Below are 22668 nucleotides of genomic sequence, written 5' to 3'. Positions count from 1 at the left end.
CCATGTCCTACGCCGAACTGCATTGCCTGACCAACTTCTCGTTTCTGGAAGCAGCGTCTCATCCCGACGAGATGGTTGCCCGTGCTGCCCAATTGGGCTACTCCGCACTGGCAGTCACTGACATCAACTCGCTCGCGGGCGTGGTACGAGCCAACACAGCCACCAAGGATCATCCACCGCTCAAACTGATCGTCGGCTCCGAAATCCGCCCAGTCGATGCCTCGCCAATCGTGGTGTGGGTCAAGGATCGTCGAGGTTACGCCAACCTCTGTCGGCTCATCACGACTGGTCGACGACGGGCACCGAAGGGAGAGTGTCAGCTCACTTTAGACGACATCGCTCAGCACGCTGCTGGGCTACTGGCAGGTGTGGTTCCCCCTTCGCACTGTGAAGAGTTTCCCATCAACGACGCCTACCTTTATCGAGACATCTTCGGTGCAGCATTTCTGCTGGCGGAACTGCATCGAGGTCCGCACGACCACTACCGACGTGACTGGCTGCAAGACCTGTCTCGACAAACGAACCTCCCGCTTGTGGCAGCGGGAAACGTACTGTTTCACGTCCCTGACCGCAAACCGCTGCATGATGTTCTGACAGCGATCCGGCTTGGCACGACGGTTGCCCAAGTCGGGGAAGCCCTTCAGACCAACGCCCAGCGTCATCTGCGTCCACGTGATGCACTCAAGGCGATCTATGGCGACATACCAGGGGCATTGGAACGGACGTTGATGATTGCCGAACAGTGTACGTTCTCGCTCGATGAACTCCGCTACGAGTACCCTGAAGAACTCACTCCACCCGGCTTCTCACCGATTCAATACCTGCAACATCTGACGTGGCAGGGAGCCGAACAGAGATATCCGCACGGGTTGCCGGAGAAGATCCGACATCTTTTGGAACACGAACTGAACCTGATTGAAGAACTCCGCTATGAGCCGTACTTCCTTACGGTCTGGGATATCGTGCGTTTTGCCCGATCCCGTGACATTCTCTGCCAGGGACGAGGATCGGCAGCAAACTCGGCGGTCTGTTATTGCCTGGGAATCACTGCCGTCGATCCCGAACGGATCGACGTGCTCTTCGAGCGGTTCATCAGCCGGGAACGGGACGAAGCTCCCGACATCGATGTCGATTTCGAGCACGAACGCCGGGAAGAGGTCTTACAGTACCTCTACGATAAGTACGGAAGGGAACGAGCGGGGATCGCCGCGGTCACGATTACCTACCGCCCCCGCTCTGCGATTCGGGATGTGGGCAAAGCATTGGGATTTTCGCTCGATCTGGTCGATCGACTGGCTAAGAACGCCGACCACTACCGGGCTTCTGACGATTTCCGTCTGCGGTGTCAGGAGGCGGGACTCGACATCCGGTCAATCACCGGTCGGCAGTTCGTGCATCTTGTCGGAGAGCTTCTCGGCTTCCCTCGGCATCTCTCACAGCATGTCGGCGGGATGGTCATCACACGAGGTCCGCTGCATGAACTTGTTCCCATCGAGAATGCGGCGATGGATGGACGCACGGTCGTGCAATGGAACAAGGACGATCTTGACGACCTCGGCATCCTCAAGGTCGATTGTCTGGCGTTAGGGATGCTGACCGCTATTCGCAAGTGCTTCGCTCTTATCGAATCAACGACCGGCAAGACGCTCACGCTGGCAAATATTCCCGAAGGAGATGAACGTGTGTATGACATGATCTGCCGTGCCGACACGATGGGAGTATTTCAGATTGAGAGCCGGGCACAGATGTCGATGCTCCCCAGGCTCAAGCCACGCTGTTACTACGATCTCGTGATCGAGGTCGCTATCGTGCGTCCCGGTCCCATTCAAGGCGACATGGTTCACCCGTACCTGCGACGACGTTTCGGTGAAGAAGAGGAAACGTATCCCAATGAAGCGATCCGGAGAGTGCTGAAGAAGACGCTCGGAGTCCCGCTCTTCCAGGAGCAGTGCATGCAACTGGCGATTGTGGCGGCGGGATTTACTCCGGGGGAAGCCGATCAATTGCGTCGAGCCATGGGAGCATGGAGACGCCCCGGTGTGATCGACCAGTTCCGTCAAAAGCTGCTCGATGGAATGAAACAGCATGGACTGGAAGGGGAGTTCGCCGAACGGGTCTTTCAGCAGATTCGTGGTTTCGGGGAGTACGGCTTTCCAGAAAGCCATGCAGCCAGCTTCGCCTTGCTGGTCTACGTCTCGGCATGGCTCAAGTACCACTTTCCCGCGCAATTCACGGCGGCGGTCATCAACAGTCAGCCCATGGGATTCTACGCTCCATCTCAACTGGTGCAGGATGTTCGTAAACATCATATCGAGGTTCGACCGGTGGACGTGAACTGCAGCGCGTGGGATTGCACGCTGGAACAAGAGAGTATTCGTCTTGGTTTTTGTCTCATCAAAGGATTACAGGAATCTGCCGCTTTGACCGTCGTAGACAGCCGACTTGATGGCCCTTTCACGTCGATGCATGATTTCCTTCGTCGCACATCAATCCCGCAAGCTCAGGTCGAACGACTGGCGGAAGCCGACGCTCTGGCCAGCCTGAATCAGACTCGCCGGGAAGCGATCTGGAATGCGTTGTCGGTCTCGAAAAAACCTCGTCAGAGAACCCTTTTTGACGATCTCGAACCGGAGGAGGAACCAGAGGCGAGCTTACCGACAATGGCTCCCGAAGAAGAAGTTCATGCCGACTACCGGATGACGGGGCTCTCTTTGCGTTCTCATCCTCTGGCGTTCCACCGAGAGCGGCTTGAAACGCTGGGCGTCATTCCGGCAGAACGTCTCGCTCAAGTTCCTGATGACACGCTCGTAAAAGTCGCTGGGATCGTACTGATGCGGCAGCGTCCCAGCACTGCCAAAGGAATCACCTTCGTGACGATTGAGGATGAGACCGGCACGGCCAATCTCGTTGTTCACATTCAGACATGGGAACGCTTTCGAAAGATCACCCGCCATTCTCAAGCCTGGATTGTCCACGGACACGTCGAATGTCAGGAGACCGTGATTCACGTCATCGTCCGACGGCTCGAAGACCTTTCAACTCGACTTTCTTCCCTGCCGTTGAAGTCACGGGACTTCAGGTAAAGCCCAGGTGGTGCCGATTCGATGATCAAGGATTGATCAATCGTTGGTCATCAGATTCTGCCGAGCCGTAATGACAGCCTGCCTCGCTTCAGCGACGGATGTACCTACCGTCGTGAGATGCCCCATTTTGCGGCCCATTCGAGCTGCTTCTTTGCCATAGAGATGCAGCTTGATGGAGTGGTTGGCCAGAGCTCTCTCCCAGCGAGGTGTCCCCTTCGCCTCAACCCAGACATCACCCAGCAGATTCGCCATGGCACATGGGCCGTGCGATGCACTCGACCCCAGGGGGAGACCACAAATCGCCCGAACCTGTTGTTCAAACTGGCATGTCACATGCCCGTCGATCGTGACATGACCCGAGTTATGCGGCCTGGGTGCCACTTCGTTAATTAACACATCGCCCGATCTGGTGATGAAGAACTCAATACAAAGAATGCCAACGACATCCAGAGCCAGAGTCGCCTGCACAGCGACCTCAATCGCGGCCTTTTCGATTTTCTCCGAAAGTGCCGACGGGAAAGTGGTGATATCCAGGATGTGATGCTGGTGCTCGTTTCGCAGCGGGCCATAAATGGCCATCTCACCATTGAGTCCCCGGGCAACGATGACAGAAGCTTCACATTCGTAATCAATAAACGCTTCGAGAATCCCTTCATCCGTCTTCAGCGAATCCCAGGCTTGGGGCAAGTCGGAATTCTGGCGCAGAATCACCTGGCCTTTGCCATCGTACCCCCAGGATGCCGTCTTCAGTACCGCTGGTAACCCCAGCTCAACAGCCGCTTGTTCCAGATCGACTAAAGAACGAACGGCTCGGAAAGGCGTGACAGGCAACCCGCGTGAGGCAAAAAAGGATTTTTCCCTCAGGCGATGCTGGGTGGTGTGCAGGACATGGCCACCAGGTCTGACTGGACAGATCTTGTCAATCGCAGCCGTTGTGGCCGATGGAACATTTTCAAACTCAAACGTGACCACCGAAACACCACGCGCGAAAGCAGCGACCGCATCGAGATCTTCGTAAGCTCCTTGAATCTCCAGATCAGCGACCTGGCCAGTCGGCGTGTCATCATCGGGTGAGTAGACATGCACTCGATAACCCAGCCGACGGGCAGCGATGGCAAACATGCGTCCGAGTTGCCCGCTGCCGAGAACTCCCAGGATAGAGCCCGGCTGAATGATTGAAGTCGACGGCGATGCACTCATGGAAGCGTCTCAGAGAGGACTTTCGTCCGCTGTTCGTGATGGAATTGATGCAGGCGTTCTGCCAGCGAAGAATCGTAAATTGCCAGTATGCGGATTGCCAATAAGGCGGCATTGCGTGCTCCCGCTTCGCCAATCGCTAATGTTCCCACAGGAATGCCACCCGGCATCTGCACGATGGAAAGTAGTGAGTCCAGTCCTTGCAGCGACTTGCTCTGAACAGGAACTCCCAGCACTGGCAATATGGTTTGGCTGGCCACCATTCCGGGAAGATGGGCAGCACCTCCGGCTCCGGCAATGATGACCTTGATGCCGCGTTCCTCGGCCGACCTGGCATACTCGCACATCCACTCCGGAGTACGATGGGCAGAGACAATCTTCGATTCGAACAGTACACCAAAACTCATGAGCACTTCTGTCGCGACCCGCATGGTTTCCCAATCGGAGCGGCTCCCCATGATCACGCCAACCAGTGGAACTGAAGGAGGTGTCTGCATGCCTGGTTCTCTCTTTATGCGTGGCGTCGTCTGCCGGCCGATCATTGCCTGGAACTCATCAGTCATGATGATGAGCTGATCGCCATCGGGAAGATTGCTCAACCCGTTACGCCGTCAACCGTTTCAAATCGTAACGGCGACAATCGGTCTGTCCAATCGAACTCCCTGTGCGATTCGAGGAAATTGACCAATCTGCTGGACAATTTCTCTTCACGGTATGAGTTCAGGGGCTCAAGAATGCGCCATGATCAAAGGGATCGATTGGCACGACGAAGAGAGCGTCGTTGGAAGACCTCAATCGCCTTTTCGATGGCAGAAGCGAGTTTTTCCACTTCATCTGGCGTGTTATAGAAAGCGAAACTGGCCCGTGCTGTCGCAGCCACACCAAAGAGTTCATGCAAAGGCATCGTACAATGGTGGCCGGCGCGAATTGCCACGCCTTGCCTGTCCAGTAGATCGGCCAGATCGTGTGCATGAATCTGCTCGTGGACCATACTCACAATCGCCCCTTTGTGGGCCACTTCGGGACCAAAGATTGTGAGACCAGGAATCTGACTTAAACGAGCATGTGCCAGTTCGAGGAGCGAATGCTCGTATCTGGTAATTGACTCCATACCGATGGATTCCAGATAGTCAATTGCTGCACCCATCCCTGCACATTCGACAAAGGCCGCTGTCCCCGCTTCGAGACGCGCAGGAAGATCCGCCCATGTTGAACCCGACTTTGTGACCTCACGGATCATGTGCCCGCCACCAAAGACCGGTTGAATCTCTTCAAGAGCCTCTGGCTTCCCATACAGAATGCCGAGACCTGTGGGCCCGAGAAGTTTGTGGCCTGAGAACGCTAGAAAATCGATGTTTCCATCTTGCACATTGGTCAGGCCATGGGCAGAACTTTGAGCGGCATCGACAAACACGCGTGCTCCCACAGCATGGGCCGCGGCCGCGATTCGGGGAACATCGTGAACCGTCCCAGTGACATTCGACATCCCCGCGACAGCGACAAGCCGTGTTCGGCTGTTGATAAACTCATCCAGCCGGGACAAATCGAGCTGCCAATCTGCTGTGAGAGGGAGAAACCTCAGAGTGGCCCCAGAAGCTTGTGCTGCCATTTGCCAGGGAACAAAGTTCGCGTGGTGCTCCATCTCATTGAGCAGAATCTCATCACCGGGCCGTAGATGCTTCGCTGCCCATCCGTGCGCAACCAGGTTGACAGACATCGTCGTCCCGGAGGTAAAAATCACCTGCTCGGCTGTTGAAGCACCGATGAATCGAGCAATCTTTTCGCGTGCCGACTCCATTTCGGTCGTCATGCGATCACCCAGGGCATGAATGCCCCGGTGAACATTCGAATTGTATTTCTCGTAGGCTTCAACGATCTTATCAACTACACATTTTGGCTTCTGGGATGTCGCGGCTGAGTCGAGATAAACCAGTGGCAGATCGCCATGCACCAGCTCGTGAAGAATGGGAAAGTCTCGTCGAACCTGCTGAATTCGATCAACGTCCAGGATTTCCGGCTGCTGCCCAGTGGAGGTCGGAGAGACCGACATAATCCAATACCTGATTTCTATCACAAAGAAAATGCCGACAAAATCAGGCCGGCATCTGTTTCAGAACGTGGGAGAGTGAACAATCTCCAGCCTAGCGAGGATGGATCGACACCGGACGACTCGGCAGATCGCTTTCATGTTCATCCTGTGCGTAAACCAGAGTCTTGAGAACTTTGAAGGCCAGCAGTCCGCACTTCTGGCGACTGGCGGTCAGTGGAACTTTCAGAAGGTCAAGCATGTCCTGACCTTGCATGTCCCGCAGTTCTTCGAGTGTCTTTCCCTCGATGTGCTCACAAAGAATTGACGCACCCGCCTGGCTGATGGCACAGCCGCGTCCTTGAAACCACGCTTCTTCGATGGTCGATCCATCGAGCTTCAATTCCAGCCTGATTTGATCGCCACAAAGCGGGTTCTTATCGGCATGGGCGCAACTGGGACACTCGAGTTTCCCACAATGATAGGGCGACTCAAAATGATCGAGAATATAGTCGTCGTACAACTCATCCAGTCGATCCGCCACAGTTCACCTCTTAGAAAATCCCCACAAGTGTCTTTTTCACATTGTAGAATGCGAAAAAGTGGCGTCTAGGGTTCATCGGCACTTTCTCTTGGATTCAGAACCAGGAATTCAAGATTTTTCAGAGAACAGCCCTTGCGCGAATCATCAAATCAATGGTCCTGACGATCGGCAGGCTCTGCAAAACCTTGACTACGATCCCTAAATCGTTATACATCCAGTTGTTGCGTCAAACACTGGCACGCTCTTGAACAGATCAATCGTGGCTGCCCGGTCGATTTGCAAATCAAACCCCAGCCGGACGCAATTGCGGCCACCAAAACTCGATCTCATCGCTCTGCGAAATGTGGCCGAATCTTTTGTACGATTCCGGTACGCATCCAGCACAAGTTGGAGTTGGTCATCGGTCCGGTCAAACAGATCCTGCTGATCTTTTTCCAGCAGCTTCCACGCAATACCACCGGCACACAAGGCATCTTCAAGAGTCACCTTCCCTCGAGTTCCGGCACAGACAAGATGCACCGGCCCGGTGGTCGCAAAGACCTTGTCGACCACGGCCGACAAATTCACAAACGCTCCGATCAATATTTCCCGGGCAGCTTTCGCATGCTCCAGTGCGGCAGTGCCGTTGGTGGTTGTAAAGACAATCTTCTTACCTGTCACAACATGACGGGTGTAGGCTAAAGGGTTGTTATCAAGGTCAAACCCGGGAATCAGCAACCCCTCTCGTTCTCCCCCCAGAAGAACCAGTTCGGCGGTCAACTTGGAAGCCACCAGGCGAGCCTGCTCGACGTCAGCCACAGGAATCACTCCCTGGGCCCCATTTTCTAAAGCATGAATGATCGTCGTCGAGGCACGTAAAATGTCGAGAATGACAACGACACCCCCTTGAACCTCTTCAGGATCAAACAACTGCGGCACAAGATGAACAAAGAGTGATCGAGTCATGCAGAGAGTCTAGGCAACTGACCAGAGTTTTTCATCAACAGGCCTAAGACTTCCTACAAAAACTCAGACACTTACCGCTTCTTGAATGAGAAGAGTTCAAGAATCTTTGAAGCCGCCGCTGATGACTCAAAGGCATGGAGAGAAAATTTTTGCGAAAGCTCCTGACAGGCTTTCACACCACGCACGCTGTTCCCCTTGATATCCAGCAACGGCGAATACAGCCCGATGCCCAGCACTCCAGGAACCACTGCAACGATGCCGCCCGCCACGCCGCTCTTGGCGGGAATCCCTACGCGAAAGGCCCACTCCCCCGCATAGTCATACATTCCACACGACATCATGATGCTCAGCAGATATTTAACATTTTCACTCTCAATGGCCCTGATCTTTGTGAGCGGATTCAGTCCGCCATTGGCCAGTGTGGCCCCCATCACCGAAAGATCATGCGCATTAACGAGAATCGAGCACTGCTGAAAGTAGAGTTCCAGTGCTTCCTCGAACTTCTCACTCATCATGTCAAAGTTACGCATGAGATGGGCCATCGCCCGATTTCGATGACCCGTCATTCTCTCCGACATAAAGACCGTGTTATCAACAAAGACTTCACGCCCGCAATACCGACTGAACATCTCCACCATGCGTTTAACACGCTCCGGGTAATCTTTTCCTTTGACGAGATCGGCCGTAGCAATGGCACCCGAGTTCACCATCGGATTGTACGGCCGATTCGAGACCTCATCGAGCACAATTGAGTTAAAGGCTTCCCCGGTTGGTTCGACGCCCACTTTCGACAAGACATGATCGAGGCCATGATCACCAATGGCCAGACCAAACATGAACGGTTTCGAGACAGATTGAATCGTGAAGGATGTTTTGTAGTCGCCATATTCGACGATCTGTCCATCCGTCGTACAGAGTGCAATTCCAAAGGAATCTGGGCTGGCTGTCGCCAACTCTGGTATATAGTCCGCAATTCTTCCTTCATAGTTGGCCACGAGCCTTGTATGAAGATCCTTTAAAACATCGCGAATCGGTGCTGCGGCAGATTTCATCCGCCCCAGCAGCATGTCGATTTCCTGTGAAGAGTCACCAGACACAGCACAACCTCTTTCATCCACTTGTGTCACATGAACCATCAGGACTGTGCTATCACTCACACAATCAACAACGTGAGATCACAATGATGGAACGGAATTCCACCGGTTGAATTGTTTCCGCAGCGATAACAATATGGCGATGAGTTCTATTTACTTCTGCGATTTGATAATTCGCTCAGCAAGTGATTTCAAACCTTGAGTAAAGGGATGGCCAGGATACTGATTCGTAAACAGCCCGCAGCTTCCTAAACGCGACATTTCATTATTCAGTGGCAGCATCACAGCCACCTCGGCCTGATAGCCATTCTCAACCTGCTCGATGATCAGATTCTCATCGACACCTTCGGGAACTTTATTCACGACGACGAGCAGTTCAGGGATATCCAGACGCCGAGCGAGCTCGACAGTCACTGCGGTTCCCTGAAAATCCTGATTATCAGGGCGGAGGATCAGTACCAGCACATCCGAGATTGCAATCGATAATAAAGTCTCTTCGTTCACACCCGGGTGGGTATCAATGAGCAGGTAGTCCAGATCAAGGGTTGAAATCAGCTCCTGCAACCCATCATTCAATTTGGCGACGTCGTATCCTTCTCTCAAGATACGGGCAATCTCACCACTATTGAGGCTCGATGGAATGATAAAGAGCCTTGGTCGGTGGGCTCCGGGAACAACATTTCCAATACATTGCTCGGTGATATCGTAAGCCGCATCGCGAATAGCGCAGCGTCCCCAGAGATAGTCATTCAGGGAGTATTTGGCCTTCTTCTGGTCGAACTGGAAGACAACATGAATTCCCGGCGATTGAATATCAGTATCAATCACACCCACCCGATACCCTGCTTTGGCAATTAACGTGGCCAGGTTCGCTGTGGTGTTCGATTTGCCCGTGCCTCCGCGGAAGGAATGTGTCGAAATAATCTTTGCCAATCTGAATTACCTCCACCTGCGGCGACTTCTAAATCATGTTCGTCACTGACTGCTCAAGCCTGTTGCTGACCTGCTGAGCTTTCATGAACTGCCGGAGGATGCCTGCCGGCCTTGTCGGCGGGCTCGCAACTCCTTGGCCTTTTCGTTCAATTTCTGAAAATAATCTGTCGATGCGACATTCTCGGCTTCGTCTTGCACCGCCTCACGATCAAAAGAGAGGACAATGATCGACTCAGGATCGAAGCTGAGTGTGGCCTGAGCTGTCACTTCCTGAGCCTGATCAAAGCGAAATTGCGGCCCATTAGCACCCAGCCGAAATGACATCCCGGGTTCGAGACGAATCTCAGTGATGCTTTTGCCATTCACCAGGATGCCGTTGCGACCTCTGGAAAAGAGCTGCCAGACACTCCCGGCACGAACAAGCTCCGCGTGCGTGCGGGAGACATAAGGATCCGACAACGAAACATCCTGCTGCGGATCACGCCCGATGGTGATGCGTGGTGATTCAAACGACCAGGTTTGCAAAGTGCGGCCATCACTGGGATCAACCAGATGGATCTTTACAGCAATTTCATTGACCAAAGACACAAAACATCCCAACTCATAAGTCTACTGCTGCGCGGCCCTCTGGCAACCAGAGACACGTCTGCCAAATAAATTTGCAATGCTTATGCCAACATGTCGATTTATTGATCGCAATCAGCGAAAACATACTGACATTTCATTCCCAACAATCTCCACAGCAACTCTTGTGCTCACATGGAAAGCACGACTGCCTGAAATTCGCGCAAAACTTTTCGAGTCGCGAAACCGTGGACATCAAGGAACCGTCTTAACCATTGACGATTTGCGCCACCACAGACTTGGCCCGATCGACCAACTGTTGAGCATCGGCAGCCTGGGGAGCTTCAGCAATCATCCGAATAATGGGTTCGGTATTGCTGGCACGCACCTGCACCCAGCGATCAGACCAATCGAGCCTTAAGCCGTCGCCTTCGACAATCGATGCGTCGGAAAAGATTTCCTTAAGACGGTCGCAAGCCGGTTGCACTGATTCACGACCACAGGTGATCTTGTCTTTCACAATCGTGTAACTGGGAAGGGTGCTGACCCACTCGGAAAGCCGGCACTTTTTCAGAGCCAGCGCATGAAGCACGTAAGCCATACTGACCAGGCTATCGCGAACATAGCCGACCTTCGGCTCGATCACACCGCCGTTCCCTTCGCCTCCAATCAGCGCATGGACTTCGATCATGCGAGCAACCACATTCGCTTCGCCCACAGCTGATCGAATGAATTCGCAACCATATCGGGCCGCAATATCGGCTGTTGTTCTGCTGGTCGAACCATTGACTACCACCGCCCCTTTGCCTCGAGAAAGAACATGATCGACACACAAGGCCAGAGTCAACTCTTCACCTATGTAATGGCCTGCTTCATCGACAATCGCCAGTCGATCGGCATCAGGATCCTGAGCAAACCCGACATCCGCATGATGTGCTCGAACAGCATCCATGAGTGACGTGAGATTTTCCCGCAATGGCTCAGCCGGATGTTCAAACCGGCCATCAGCCACGCCGCCCAACACCACGACTTCACAGCCTAGCGATCTCAGCCAGTCGGGTGAGAGGATCGAGCCCGAACCGTGAGTGCAATCGAGTACCACTTTGAACTTTCGGGATTGAACCACGGGCAGATCAATCAGTGCATTCACCCTGCTCAAGTGACACAGGGCGGCTGAAGGATCCTCGACGACAGATCCCACAGTTTCCCATGACCGATAAGTCGGGCCCCGCTTTTCGAGAATCTCCAGAAGTTCCTTTCCTTGAGTGGCATTGAGTACGGAACCACGCGCCGAAAAGGGCTTCAACCCATTCCATTCAATCGGGTTATGACTGGCGGTGATCTGTAACCCACCAGCGGCCCCCAGTTGTTGAACAGCGACTCCACAAGTCGGAGTGGTCGCAATTCCCAGATCGGTGACTCGACAACCGGCAGCTGTCAACCCGGCAATGGCCGCATGCCGCAGCATGTCGCCTGTGGTTCGACCATCTCGGGAAAGCACCACATGCCCACCTTTGAGCCATGTTCCCAAAGCCGCAGCAAAGCGAACAACATACTCCGGATCAAGTCCATCCCCGACGACTCCACGCAAGCCGGAAATACTGAGAATCCGTTCTCCCATAATGCTCACTCCCTTGGCTGTGATTGATCTTCGATGTTGTTAAGTGGATTTGCTTGAGTCTGATAATGTGACGATTGGTTCTAACGATGCTTGATGAATTTTACGGAGACATTCCCGCTGCAGCAGAATGATCCAGGGCCAGATCATGACCACCAGAGGGATCAAGTATCCGAGGACGGCACCAGTTTCTCCAAAATAACTGCCCCACATCCAGATCAACAGTCCCGAAACCGGATGCGAAACAAAGCTGACCTTGAGGAATGGATCGTACATGTGACAGCGCACGAATAACGTGGCCGATGCACATTGATGATGCACGAACAGTGCCATCGCCAGGAGTGATGCTGGCAAAAGTGGTGGCAATCTTGGTTCGAGCTTCTGTGCCAGCCAGCCGATCGTCCAGGGACGCACAATTTCGGGTGGATCGGCCACTACAGGTACCAGCCCGATCGCCACCAGAAACAAAAGCATCACGGCTGCTAGAAAGAGATTGGACTGCCGGAATGAGCGAGAATACAGCTCTCGGAAAGCGACAAAATTCTTTTGCGTTGCAAGAGTCGTGAGTACGGGAATTCTCGTCTGTAACCAGGCTGCTGCAGCCGAATTCATGGAACTGAGGACTGAGTGTACCAGCCCCAGTCTTCCCGCTGCAGCCGGTCCCGTGTAGGCAAACACCACAGGAATGAGCGGTGCTGTCGATAATGTGACCAGTAACCCCTGCAAGCCGGCTCTCAGTTGCAAAGGCCAGGCAGCACTCCACCAGTCGTACCGGGTCGTGAGCTTTTGCCGGAGGATCATGAGCAGGAAAGCCCGCTGTACAAAAGCAAGATAACCGAACTCAAAGACAACGCGGGTCATCGCGACGGCAGCAGCACACCAGAGTCCCAGTTGAAACCACAACGTCAACCACATGCTCGTTGTACCAGCAACTGCCATCAGAAACCGCATGCGCTGAATGGGCAGGACTTCTCCGGCACCTTCGAGATATGTCAAGGGAATAGCCTGTACCTGAGAGCATGCCGCACAGAAAACCACAGCCAGCCAGGGGTAAAACCAGTTGATCGAATGGGAATCGGCTTCCATTGAAAAAAAATAGATTCCCAGACCTGACACCATGACCAGAAAGAGACTGGCTTGCACCAGACTCCACCACAAGCCTTGATACAGCAGACTGGCTGCTCTCGATTTTTCTTCCTCGGCACCATTCCATTCCCAATCGGCATTCACAGGACTTCGTGAAGGGCGACAGTTCGCAAAGCTATGGCTGGAAAGATTGAGAAACACGATCGTCAATCCCAGTTCAAACATGTTCTGGAGATTGAGTAAACTGCTGAAGGTAAAGAAGTACCCCTGTTCGTCCTCGGTCAGTTGCGAAGCCACCAGCAAAACAGTGACAGGGCCCGTCACCAGTTGCCATAACCTGGAAGCGACAGCAAAAGCCACAGCCCGGCTCACACCCCATTTACGGGCGAGCTTTACCCACAGGCCTGCACTTGTCTGCTGCGACATCCTGTCCCATCCTTCGACGTCACCACGTCCCCATTTCGAAAGTAAGCGTCCTAATCGAAATCAGGGATCAGTGTAAAGCTCAGGGGGGGAGATTAAAGGTCAAGACGTCAACGCCTTACGGATTCCAGCATGAAACATCACTTTGCAGGCCATACCTGCGGCTCCCAGCCAGCATGCCAAAATCACCAGTCCATGACGCACATTTCTACTGCATTGCTGATGTGATGTTGAATTGCATAAAGACGACGCCCTATCGCACTGTTTTGATTTTTGGGGACTCCAGGGTCATGCCACCCAACAGGGCGTGCTAGCAGGCACCAGATGAAGAGTGGTGGCAGGGCATACGCATGGCGCGGCGTCTTGTTGTCGTGCAGAGTCACGACAACAAGACCACCCGTTGGCCGGGCTACTCTGCGGGCCGATAACAAATGATTGTGTGAGGCATGATGAGGGCGTTTATCGATGGTGGGTGATCACCAGACAAGATCTTCCGCTGCAGGAACCGGTGGGGCCGCTGGAAACGAGAGGGGCAACGGGGCCTGATAAGGTGAAAGATACTTCAGGGCTGTGGATCCGACTGCCGGAAGTGTGTAGGCATCGCTCGACCATCCCGTTGAAGGAGCAGGAAGCTCACCGGCATGGACGGCGTTCCCCGGCTGTGAACAGACAGCGGCTGGAGGCATGACAGATACCGAAGTTCCATCCCAATCAAAAGTTACTGTCCCTGCTTGCACAGAATCATTCCAGTTCACTCCACCATAGGTCACTCCGTCAAGAGCTTGCTGACAACCGACGGGACTCCATTCGGGAGCACTGCAGGCCAACGGTTCACTACAAACAAGCGGGCGACGGGCATGATGCCTGCGGCGACCACTGCAACTCTGACATCCAGAAGTCGATTCCCACACCGGCGATGAGCAGACACTTCCTGAACATGCAGGCCCAGAACAAACGGGCCCAGAACAAACGGGGCCAGAGCAGACCGGCTGAGCACAGGTGTATCCAGGGCCACCATTGGCCCAGACCAGTCCAGTTCCTCCCGAGAAGGAAGAGCCCGCACAGGTGGCTCCGCTGCATGTTGGAGCAGAACATCCCGAACAATTCGTTCGATGCCGATGGCCCGCTTGTAAAGACTCTGAGGGGTGAAAAGATAACGACAGCAAAAAAGCACTTGCCAAAGTCGAGATGGCAGCCATGCGAAACATTTCAATTCCCCCAATATGTCATTCAAACGTGTTGATGTCGGCCGTCGCGAAAACTAAAGGCACGGCTCAAGCCTCACATTTTGAAGACTTCGTCACCATGCCTTGTGGGAGAATACACGCAATCGAGGGTTTGGCAAGATGCCCGTCATGCTCTCTGGTTCAGAAAAGGGCAGGCTCTCACCAGCAGATTTTCAAAGTGTAAAAGACTTTGAACACCGCGTTGCGATCTCACATCAAGATCAGCCAGACCCACCACTTATTTTTGAATAGCGAGGTCTGCGGCCACCTGGATTTGAGTGACCAGTCGGTGGAGAAGTTCGACCGGAAACAGGCACCACGGATATTCGCGCGACTTCAAAATTTTGTTCGCCGCCACTTCCTGACGAAGAGTTTCGATATCCTCACGAACCTTTTGGATCTGCGGAGAAACGATCGTGAGTAACTCGCTGCGTATCTCATTCAATCGAAGATAACGCTGACGATTTCTTTGGCGGCGCGTTCTTCGCGGTAAGTTTCGATCTGCTTTTTGATCACAGATCTTCTGCTCCATCAGTAGTAAATCCCGCTCCTGGCGAAGTTGGGCCAGTTGCCTGCACAGCATCTGGTGATTGAGATCTGCCCGCGACGAGAGTTCTTCACACGAAGGGAGATGCCTCCACGGATTCTGCTGCAAATCTCTTAATAATGACTGATGCCTGCGCACATCGGCCATCGTGGCCGAAAAGCCTTCACCCAGTGGCAGATGTAATGTGGCTGTAACAACAAGAAACTGTGGGATGTGCTGACGATAGATGGTTTCAATGAGCCGATCGGTAATCTGATCATAGATTGCACCACCGATCCCGTGAATAAACAGATCGCAAAGATAAAGTCTGGCAAACAAAGTCGTCGTCAATGCTCGGGAGCGGATGCGCAGCCCCTCTTTTGCCCAGACGCTGAGTTGTTCGATGGCCGCCTCTGCATCATCGGGTGACGATGGCAGGTAGCCAATGACTTTTCTGGACGTAGAGAGTTCGAGCTGCTGGTCAACATGCCGCACAAAGAGTCGCTCACGTTCGACCGATGCCGCCGCTTCGGGCTGATTCCATACCCAGAAGGGGACTTCCACCCTTTCGACAGGTAAACGTTCCGGAGATGCTGAATCATCAATCGCCGGTACCACTAAGAGATTCGGGACGGGGCGCTGTTGCCCCTGGATTCCATATTCATCCCGGAACGCCTGAACGATCTGATTATAGGCATGACAACGACTGACTGCATTTCGCATCCAATCGAGCAAAAAGCATTGAAACGACCTGGTACTGGTCACCTGAGAGAGGGGAGTCTCCAGATTTTCGATCTGCTCGCTGCGTTCCCATTGCAGGCGGACGGAGGCAATCAGATCACACAGCCGGGCATCATTCTGGCTGAGCGAAACGTGTTCATTATCCTCCAGGTCGGCATGTATTGAGGGATGATCTGCCGACGGCATTTTTAGAGCAGAGATCGCTGGAACAAATTGCCAGGGTTTCAATGTCTCAATAATGTTCTGCGAGAACTGTTCCAGCTTGAGATGATTCTGAGTACGAACTTCTTCCCAGGGGGTTCGTTTCTTCAAAGTGAAGAACGGCAACGGAATGATCTGCGGAGCTTCCCGGGTTCCAGAGGGAACGGGAACTGTGACATCATCCAATTCGTCACTGTCGACAATCAGATTGATTGCGATTGCACTTTTTCCCGATTGACAGAGCTTTTGAGCAATAGCATGTGCTGCAATGTTTTTTGCCAGAACGCCCGGATGAAACCACTCCGGTTGATGGCCCGTCGCAATGATCAGATCAGGATTAAGTTCCGCCGACTTCAACTTTGCTGAGATCTGACTCGCAGGCACCCCTGCCCACTGTGCGAGCTTTGTCGAATATTCGACTGCGAGGGCCAAAACTTCCTGCCGGGCGAAGTTCTGCCCGGGAGTTCGATACGCGGGGCTGCGCTGAATATCGTTAAGCAAAGAGTGGATGACCGAGCTGATTGAGGGCTCAATCAGAAGCTCGCCATCCCCTTGCGGGGCACGATAGCGACGAACGGTCATGCGAGTTTTCTCCGCTGCTGAAACTCTCGTTGTCCGATCTGCAGTTGGATCGGTCAAAGGACGACTGGAAACTGGCATTGGCCTGACCCTCTGACACTTCCCACGAGTCGTGCATGAATCACTCTTCGCCACAAAAACCCACAATGCATCTTAGCTGTCCGCTCCCACTGGCAACAATCAAACTGGCATAAAGCCCCCAAAAGTGTCCGCAACGGCCTAGCGAGCTTCTATCAGATCGGGTTCAGCAGCGCTCAAGCAGGATGTTTTGAAATCCTTACGCTGGCATTCGAAAGCAGCCTCGACGTTCAGATCTGATTCAAAACGATCTGCTGATGATCACTGACACCCATTTTGAACAGTCCCGTCTCGATCAGCGCCTGATGAATCACTGCCTCATAATGAGCTTTCCTGCGGACGGAGTCATCCAAAGATCCACCAAACGAACGCTCTTCTTCGAGGTACACTAAAGGTACTGGAAACTCCACGATCCTCATTCCAGCAGCGGCCGCCTGAACCCAGAGCTGCAGGGGCATGGCATACCCCAGATCCGTGATTTGGAACTTCTTCAGCGAAGGAACCCGATAAGCTTTGAAACCGCAGAATGTGTCTGTCAGATTCCAGTGGAGAATTTCATTCAGGTACGCAGTGATCTCCCTATTGATCCGTCGGCGATCAGCGGGAGGCAGGCTATCACCAGGGAATCTCTGCAGATACCGACTCCCGGAAACAATATCGACGGTGTCTCCGCTCTCGGGATAAAGCGCCGCAACCAGTTCTGGGATCAAACGGGGTTCATGCTGCCCGTCACAATCAATGGTCACGAGGGCATCATAATGGTGAGCTAAAGCATAATCGAAAGCTGTCCGCAAACCTGCTCCATAGCCCTGATTCTGCGAGTGATGAACGACGTGAATCCCAGCCAACTCCGCGAGAACCTCGGCAGTTCCATCCGTGGAGCCATCGTTCACCACGAGAATGTCATCACTATACTTTCGAACGACAGAGAGCACCTCGTGAACGTGCCTGGCTTCGTTGTAGACGGGGAGTGCGGTCAACACGCGATACTTCTCGAAAATTGCTGGCTTCACCATTATCGTCTCGATCTTGAAAGCAGGTTTACCACGGGAGGTTTGCCACGGGCATGTTCAGGACTTGTGACTTCGCTCAACGGTCATCAGATGCCCATTGGCTTTGCCTGAAAATGACGTTGACCACCAAAATCTTATCCGGCCGGAGCAGGACATCCCCATTCGTGATGATCATGTCCCCCCCGTATGACTCCCGTGTTTGAAAGCGGCCATGTACCACGTTCGTTCTTCCACGGTGGTCAAGAGAACAAAATCAGCACATCTGTCATTACCCCAGCCTGTTAACGAATCTTACGGATGGCGGCCAACCGAACGCCCTAGATGTAAACACGAGAACACTACTGTTTGTGCAGCTAAGTTGGCCTGGAAAACACCGATTCTCACGGTGGGACGGAGACCACGACAGGGCAGAGACGCTTTTTCTAATCAAATTGAAAAAAATTCCTCGATTCTCGACTCAATTCTTGACCATTCCCAAAATGTCGCCCTAGTCTGGAGGGAGAAAGACTTCGCAGAAGTACCAGGTTCACCAAGACGTTACTGGCTTCAGGCTTCAGCCAGTTCTCAACTGCTGACACATTCACTGACGGCAAAGTGCCATTATGAGATTGATCCACCATCTGCCACTGCGTGCCTTCTTCTGGGGAGCTCTGATCGGCTTTACTCTCCTGGGCTCTGTGCCTGCCGAGGCCGGAGGCATTGCCAGCACAGCCAGTTCATTGGCCGCTTCCTCAAGTAACACATCTTCGGCCGCGACCGGCTGGTACTGGGGCTGGGGTCGATATGGTTACCGCGGCTATGGCTGGGGTTACAACCATCCTTATCACCGCACACCTTATCTCAACTTCGCCTACAGCCGATATGGCTGGGGCAACACCTATGGCTATGGCCCCTTTTACAACTACTACGGTTACGGCTTCAATGGCCGTGCCCCCTACGCCTGGGGCTGGCCCTACCGATACACCTATGGCTGGAATGCAGCCATGTACGCACGCCCCCTGGGCGTTTACTCCCCAGGGTATTACTCTTACCAGGGAATCAATGGTTACGCTTACACGGCCTCAAGTGCTTACTACGCTCCTCCGGCGAGTGGCATAGCTATTGTGAACACCGGTTTCGCAGGTGATTATGCACCTTATGTCTATTACGGCGAATCTCAGTACGCTCGCCCGGCACTGATGGGCTTGCAGGGCATCAACAGCCCATGCTGCCAGGATCAAGGCACGCCGGTCATCAACACTCCAGAACCTCAACCCATCCAGTAGCCGACAAACAGGTCGTAGCCAATGTGGCAACCTGCGGCGATGCCAATGCCGCGAAAGACCAGCAACGCTCCAAATAAAATGCCTGCCAGGCAGCGAAAGCTGAATGCGGACCAGACATCGCGGTGCTGGATGATGTAGTCGGCTGTCCCCAGCAGCGAGATTTTCCCGGTCTCAAGATCCACCTGCAGATAGTGGGCGGCAGCAAAAAGTAACGAGCTGCCTCCAATGGCAATCACCAGTGTGATCACCCGCGGAATCCCCAACATACGCACAAGCCCATAGAGAACTGGGATCAGGCCCAGCCGGAAGAGAAACTCTTCGTAGATTCCCGCACCGAGGCAGGTCACCCAATGCAACCTGGGAGATGGGTTGGGCCATGCATCCGCCACAGGCGTCGCCAGCTTGCCAGCGATGTTTCCAACAGTGTTCTCAGAGAGCAACAGAGCTTCTCGTGAGTGAAGCAAATCCATTTCTTGAGGAAACTGGGGAATGTTGGTGGAGCTCCAGGGAATTAACTGACCAAGAATCACCAGCAGGGCCGCAAACAACGCCGCTTCGGCCACCATGCCTCCGATGACTGAAGGTCGAATATTCCAGTCCTGGCAGGACAGAATGTGCCTGCCTGCCAGTGTGAGGAGGACTAATGCCGGTACACACCACTCATGATCGAAACCCAGCCATCCCATCTGGGTGCGGAGCCAGATATCGACACCGTTACGCAGAGTGATCACTGCGGAGGAATCCTGCCAGGCCGCATGCCATTCGTAGATCAATAATAACGGCGAAAGCAGCACCAGACCTGCCAGTGGCCGGGAGGCTTCATCCCAATACTCTCGATGGGAAACCGCTTCTTCTCGGGAGTTCATGAAGCTTCAGCCTCCATAGAGGCCGTCATTTTCTGCTTCCACTTCCGCATCGCGTGCAAACCGGCATGACGTCGCCTGAGCTGTTTTCGATTTAGCCAGTGAGGCCCATTCAGCAACGCTGCGGCAGTCTGTCCCTGATCGACCCGATAGCGTCGTCCTTCGAAGGAGACCGTTCGCAACTCTCCGAGTTCTGCAGGTGCCAGCAATTGTGCCATCGTACGAATCAGATCTTTGGAAAGCTTGCCCCTCAAAGCATCTTTCCAGAGAGACCGGATCCCCGCTCGCCAGGGATGACTTTCTTTCCCCAGATCACTCACAGCATTGACATTCTGACAAACTTTCATCACAGCCATCAGATGGTCCATCCCTGGTGCAATCGTCAATCCCGCATCGCTTCGGTGAGACTCGTGAGTCACTCGGTTTCGATGACGATCCGACGTCCATTCATGGCCTGCAGGAACTGCATCCTCGATGCCATGCTGACTCACCCACGAGCGAACACTGGGAGTAATTGACTCCACTGACATCAGCATGGCGGCACTGATCTGCCCATGCTGATGCTGGTAGGCTGGCCATTGTGAGGGCTGAATTTTCTGATGTTGGAATTGAACAGCCAGTAAAGACCAGTCACAGACCAACAGAGCCAGTGCCAGTTGAGACTGATCTCGCCTGGTGAGTCGGACTTCCCGCTTGGCGAGTTCGCATAACAACTGCCCACACTGCATGGCAGAGAGAATAATGCGGACTGATTCTTCATCCTGTTGAAAACAGTTTTGAAGCCCGACATCGGCATGGAGACGATTGAGCATCAACAGCGGTAATCGACTTTTGGGAATGGCAGGGCTGGAAATCCATTCCGCGACAATTTCGCTGGCTACCTGCACATACTTATGAATCGAGTACCGGGCCGCATTGAGGAGTTCCCGGCACCAGCCTTCGCGTTTTGCCCACTGGACTAAAAGTGCTCGTCCGGCCTCCAGTTGCAGTGGTAATGACTCTTGAACTGTCAGATGGCGAATGAGTCGGAAGGCGGGAAGCATCGAAACTGGACGAACAGCAAATTGATCCATGGCAGAAAAGAACTCCTGCCGTTCCATATCAAAGGCTTCCTCGCGATCGTTCGAAGCCTGCACATTTTTGGGGAGAGTATTCGGAGTGAACGGACGAGCATGCCAGTGATCATTCCCTTTGGGCTGTGGAATTTCATTCCAGGGCTGGTCAGATCGTATGGGCATGGCACATCATTTCCCTCGGGAAAACTTTCGGTGTCAGCTATCTCCCAAAACCTTTCTGCAACAACTGAACGGTCAGGGCTGTATGGCTGATCTCCTCAGGTTTCATCGACGGATGGCCCGGCTGCTCCAAGAATCAGGGCAATTCTGTAAAACGACAGTAAATGATTTGCTCATTGTGACTTACAACACACAAAGTGTGTTGGGTGCGAAAATGAGCATCCGATTTTTTGGCAGAAAATGCGGGAGGTGAGTTTTACGCGAACTTCTCCAGCAATAAGCAATCTGACACTGGCAGGAATTTTTCACGTCCGGAAGAATATGTAGCCGACCTAGCATGGTGGTAGATGCAGATTGTATGGGAGAATCATTCGACCATTCCGGATCGAATGAAACCCAGGTGTCCCTGACGGCAGCAGAGACTGAAGTTGCTGTGGATGCATTTCCGGGAAGTATTAGGGACTTTGTTATGGCTACGGATCTTCGACTCAAAGACCAGTTGCCGGAAATCACTGATCGGATTGTCGAATCGTATCGCGATTTTGCGACGACCCACCATCTGGGACATTGCCCATTGCCCAGCAGTGAAGCGGTTTACGAAATCGCGCAGGATCTTCAGGAGATTCTCTTTCCGGGATATCGTCGTCGGCAGAATCTGCATATGGGCAATGTGACGTATCACGTCGGCGATCTGGTCGACAGTCTCCATGATCGCCTGACCCAGCAGATTGCCCGTGCCTTAAGGCATGATTATCGTCGCCAGCATGGGATTTCCTGTGCTGACGAAGTTTCACACGATTTTGAAGCGCTGGCCCAGGCCAAAACCATCACGCTACTGGAATTACTGCCGCGTTTGAGAAGAACACTCGCGCTGGATGTACAGGCGGCATTTGATGGTGATCCTGCAGCCGGAAGTCTCGATGAGATCATCTTCTGCTATCCGGGACTGCATGCTGTCACGATTTATCGCCTGGCCCACGAATTGTATCTGCTCGATGTCCCGTTGATCCCCCGCATGCTGACGGAGTGGGCCCACAGCCAGACAGGAATTGACATCCATCCCGGTGCCACCATCGGACATTCCTTCTTCATTGATCACGGGACTGGGGTCGTGATTGGAGAAACCTGCGAGATCGCCAATCATGTCAAGCTATATCAGGGTGTGACTCTGGGGGCACTCAGCTTTCCGAAAGATGAACAAGGAAATCTGCTCCGTCGGCACAAGCGGCACCCCACAATTGAAGACCATGTGGTCATTTATGCCAACGCGACTGTCCTGGGAGGCGAGACTGTCATTGGCTCGCATGCCGTGATTGGATCAAGTGTTTCGCTCTCGCACAGTGTGCCGCCGAACACGATTGTGACCATTGAAAAACCATCGCTGCGATATCGTGAAGCGAGTTGAATTCGATCAGTGGGAGAGCCGCT

The 22668-nt window shown here is 53.4% G+C and carries 19 protein-coding genes; 3 read left to right on the top strand and 16 right to left on the bottom strand.

The window, feature by feature from the left end; translation table 11 throughout:
- The first annotated feature begins 2 nt into the window (after positions 1-2).
- Complete coding sequence (locus A6X21_RS20830; RefSeq protein WP_068852121.1) at positions 3-3083, top strand: error-prone DNA polymerase; 3081 nt, start codon at positions 3-5, stop codon at positions 3081-3083.
- A gap of 36 nt (positions 3084-3119) precedes the next feature.
- Here the strand turns inward: A6X21_RS20830 and A6X21_RS20825 are convergent, their stop codons facing one another.
- From A6X21_RS20825 to A6X21_RS20760, 14 genes are all read right to left on the bottom strand, one after another.
- On the bottom strand, positions 3120-4283 hold the full coding sequence (locus A6X21_RS20825; protein WP_068852118.1) for a 5-(carboxyamino)imidazole ribonucleotide synthase: 1164 nt from the start codon (positions 4281-4283) through the stop codon (positions 3120-3122).
- On the bottom strand, positions 4280-4777 hold the full coding sequence (purE, locus tag A6X21_RS20820) for a 5-(carboxyamino)imidazole ribonucleotide mutase (RefSeq protein ID WP_013109588.1): 498 nt from the start codon (positions 4775-4777) through the stop codon (positions 4280-4282). Before purE ends, A6X21_RS20825 begins: the two co-directional genes overlap by 4 nt.
- 248 nt (positions 4778-5025) lie before the next feature.
- The gene (locus A6X21_RS20815) at positions 5026-6330 is read right to left on the bottom strand and encodes an aminotransferase class V-fold PLP-dependent enzyme (protein ID WP_068852115.1); all 1305 of its coding nucleotides are present in this window, start codon (positions 6328-6330) and stop codon (positions 5026-5028) included.
- Positions 6331-6421: 91 nt separating this feature from the next.
- Positions 6422-6850, bottom strand: a complete 429-nt coding sequence (locus tag A6X21_RS20810) for an iron-sulfur cluster assembly scaffold protein (RefSeq protein ID WP_083233784.1) — start codon at positions 6848-6850, stop codon at positions 6422-6424.
- A gap of 198 nt (positions 6851-7048) precedes the next feature.
- Entirely contained in the window at positions 7049-7795 is a 747-nt protein-coding gene (locus tag A6X21_RS20805; RefSeq protein ID WP_068852110.1) for a 2-phosphosulfolactate phosphatase, read from the bottom strand.
- A 71-nt stretch (positions 7796-7866) separates the two neighbouring features.
- The gene (glsA, locus tag A6X21_RS20800) at positions 7867-8862 is read right to left on the bottom strand and encodes a glutaminase A (RefSeq protein ID WP_068852376.1); all 996 of its coding nucleotides are present in this window, start codon (positions 8860-8862) and stop codon (positions 7867-7869) included.
- A gap of 180 nt (positions 8863-9042) precedes the next feature.
- On the bottom strand, positions 9043-9822 hold the full coding sequence (locus A6X21_RS20795) for a MinD/ParA family ATP-binding protein (RefSeq protein WP_068852107.1): 780 nt from the start codon (positions 9820-9822) through the stop codon (positions 9043-9045).
- Positions 9823-9903: 81 nt separating this feature from the next.
- On the bottom strand, positions 9904-10410 hold the full coding sequence (locus A6X21_RS20790) for an FHA domain-containing protein (protein ID WP_068852104.1): 507 nt from the start codon (positions 10408-10410) through the stop codon (positions 9904-9906).
- A gap of 244 nt (positions 10411-10654) precedes the next feature.
- On the bottom strand, positions 10655-12007 hold the full coding sequence (glmM, locus tag A6X21_RS20785) for a phosphoglucosamine mutase (RefSeq protein WP_068852101.1): 1353 nt from the start codon (positions 12005-12007) through the stop codon (positions 10655-10657).
- Between the two features lie 39 nt (positions 12008-12046).
- Positions 12047-13516, bottom strand: coding sequence for a polysaccharide biosynthesis protein (locus A6X21_RS20780; RefSeq protein ID WP_068852098.1), 1470 nt, complete (start codon positions 13514-13516; stop codon positions 12047-12049).
- Between the two features lie 473 nt (positions 13517-13989).
- A complete protein-coding gene (locus tag A6X21_RS20775) occupies positions 13990-14250 on the bottom strand; it encodes a hypothetical protein (protein WP_131818474.1) in 261 nt (86 codons plus the stop codon).
- Between the two features lie 29 nt (positions 14251-14279).
- Positions 14280-14576 (bottom strand): hypothetical protein, encoded by a 297-nt coding sequence (locus tag A6X21_RS20770; RefSeq protein WP_131818473.1) that lies wholly within the window; start codon positions 14574-14576, stop codon positions 14280-14282.
- A gap of 401 nt (positions 14577-14977) precedes the next feature.
- Positions 14978-16789: a hypothetical protein gene (locus A6X21_RS20765; protein ID WP_068852088.1), complete on the bottom strand. Its 1812-nt coding sequence runs from the start codon at positions 16787-16789 to the stop codon at positions 14978-14980.
- Positions 16790-17094: 305 nt separating this feature from the next.
- On the bottom strand, positions 17095-17880 hold the full coding sequence (locus A6X21_RS20760; RefSeq protein ID WP_068852085.1) for a glycosyltransferase family 2 protein: 786 nt from the start codon (positions 17878-17880) through the stop codon (positions 17095-17097).
- 599 nt (positions 17881-18479) lie between these two features.
- Between A6X21_RS20760 and A6X21_RS20755 the strand changes: the two genes are divergently transcribed.
- Positions 18480-19142, top strand: a complete 663-nt coding sequence (locus tag A6X21_RS20755; RefSeq protein WP_068852082.1) for a hypothetical protein — start codon at positions 18480-18482, stop codon at positions 19140-19142.
- Here the strand turns inward: A6X21_RS20755 and A6X21_RS20750 are convergent.
- A complete protein-coding gene (locus A6X21_RS20750) occupies positions 19127-20008 on the bottom strand; it encodes a CPBP family intramembrane glutamic endopeptidase (protein ID WP_068852079.1) in 882 nt (293 codons plus the stop codon). The two genes, A6X21_RS20755 and A6X21_RS20750, sit on opposite strands and share 16 nt — an antisense overlap.
- On the bottom strand, positions 20005-21243 hold the full coding sequence (locus A6X21_RS20745; RefSeq protein ID WP_068852076.1) for a hypothetical protein: 1239 nt from the start codon (positions 21241-21243) through the stop codon (positions 20005-20007). Before A6X21_RS20745 ends, A6X21_RS20750 begins: the two co-directional genes overlap by 4 nt.
- A gap of 466 nt (positions 21244-21709) precedes the next feature.
- On the opposite strand from A6X21_RS20745, the gene A6X21_RS20735 reads away from it, so the two are divergent.
- On the top strand, positions 21710-22645 hold the full coding sequence (locus A6X21_RS20735; RefSeq protein WP_013109572.1) for a serine O-acetyltransferase: 936 nt from the start codon (positions 21710-21712) through the stop codon (positions 22643-22645).
- Positions 22646-22668 lie beyond the last annotated feature (23 nt).

This window comes from Planctopirus hydrillae, from assembly GCF_001707835.1.
GTDB classification, from domain to species: domain Bacteria; phylum Planctomycetota; class Planctomycetia; order Planctomycetales; family Planctomycetaceae; genus Planctopirus; species Planctopirus hydrillae.
The sequence above is the reverse complement of the archived record's forward strand: the minus strand, read 5'-3'. Positions and strand labels throughout refer to the sequence as shown.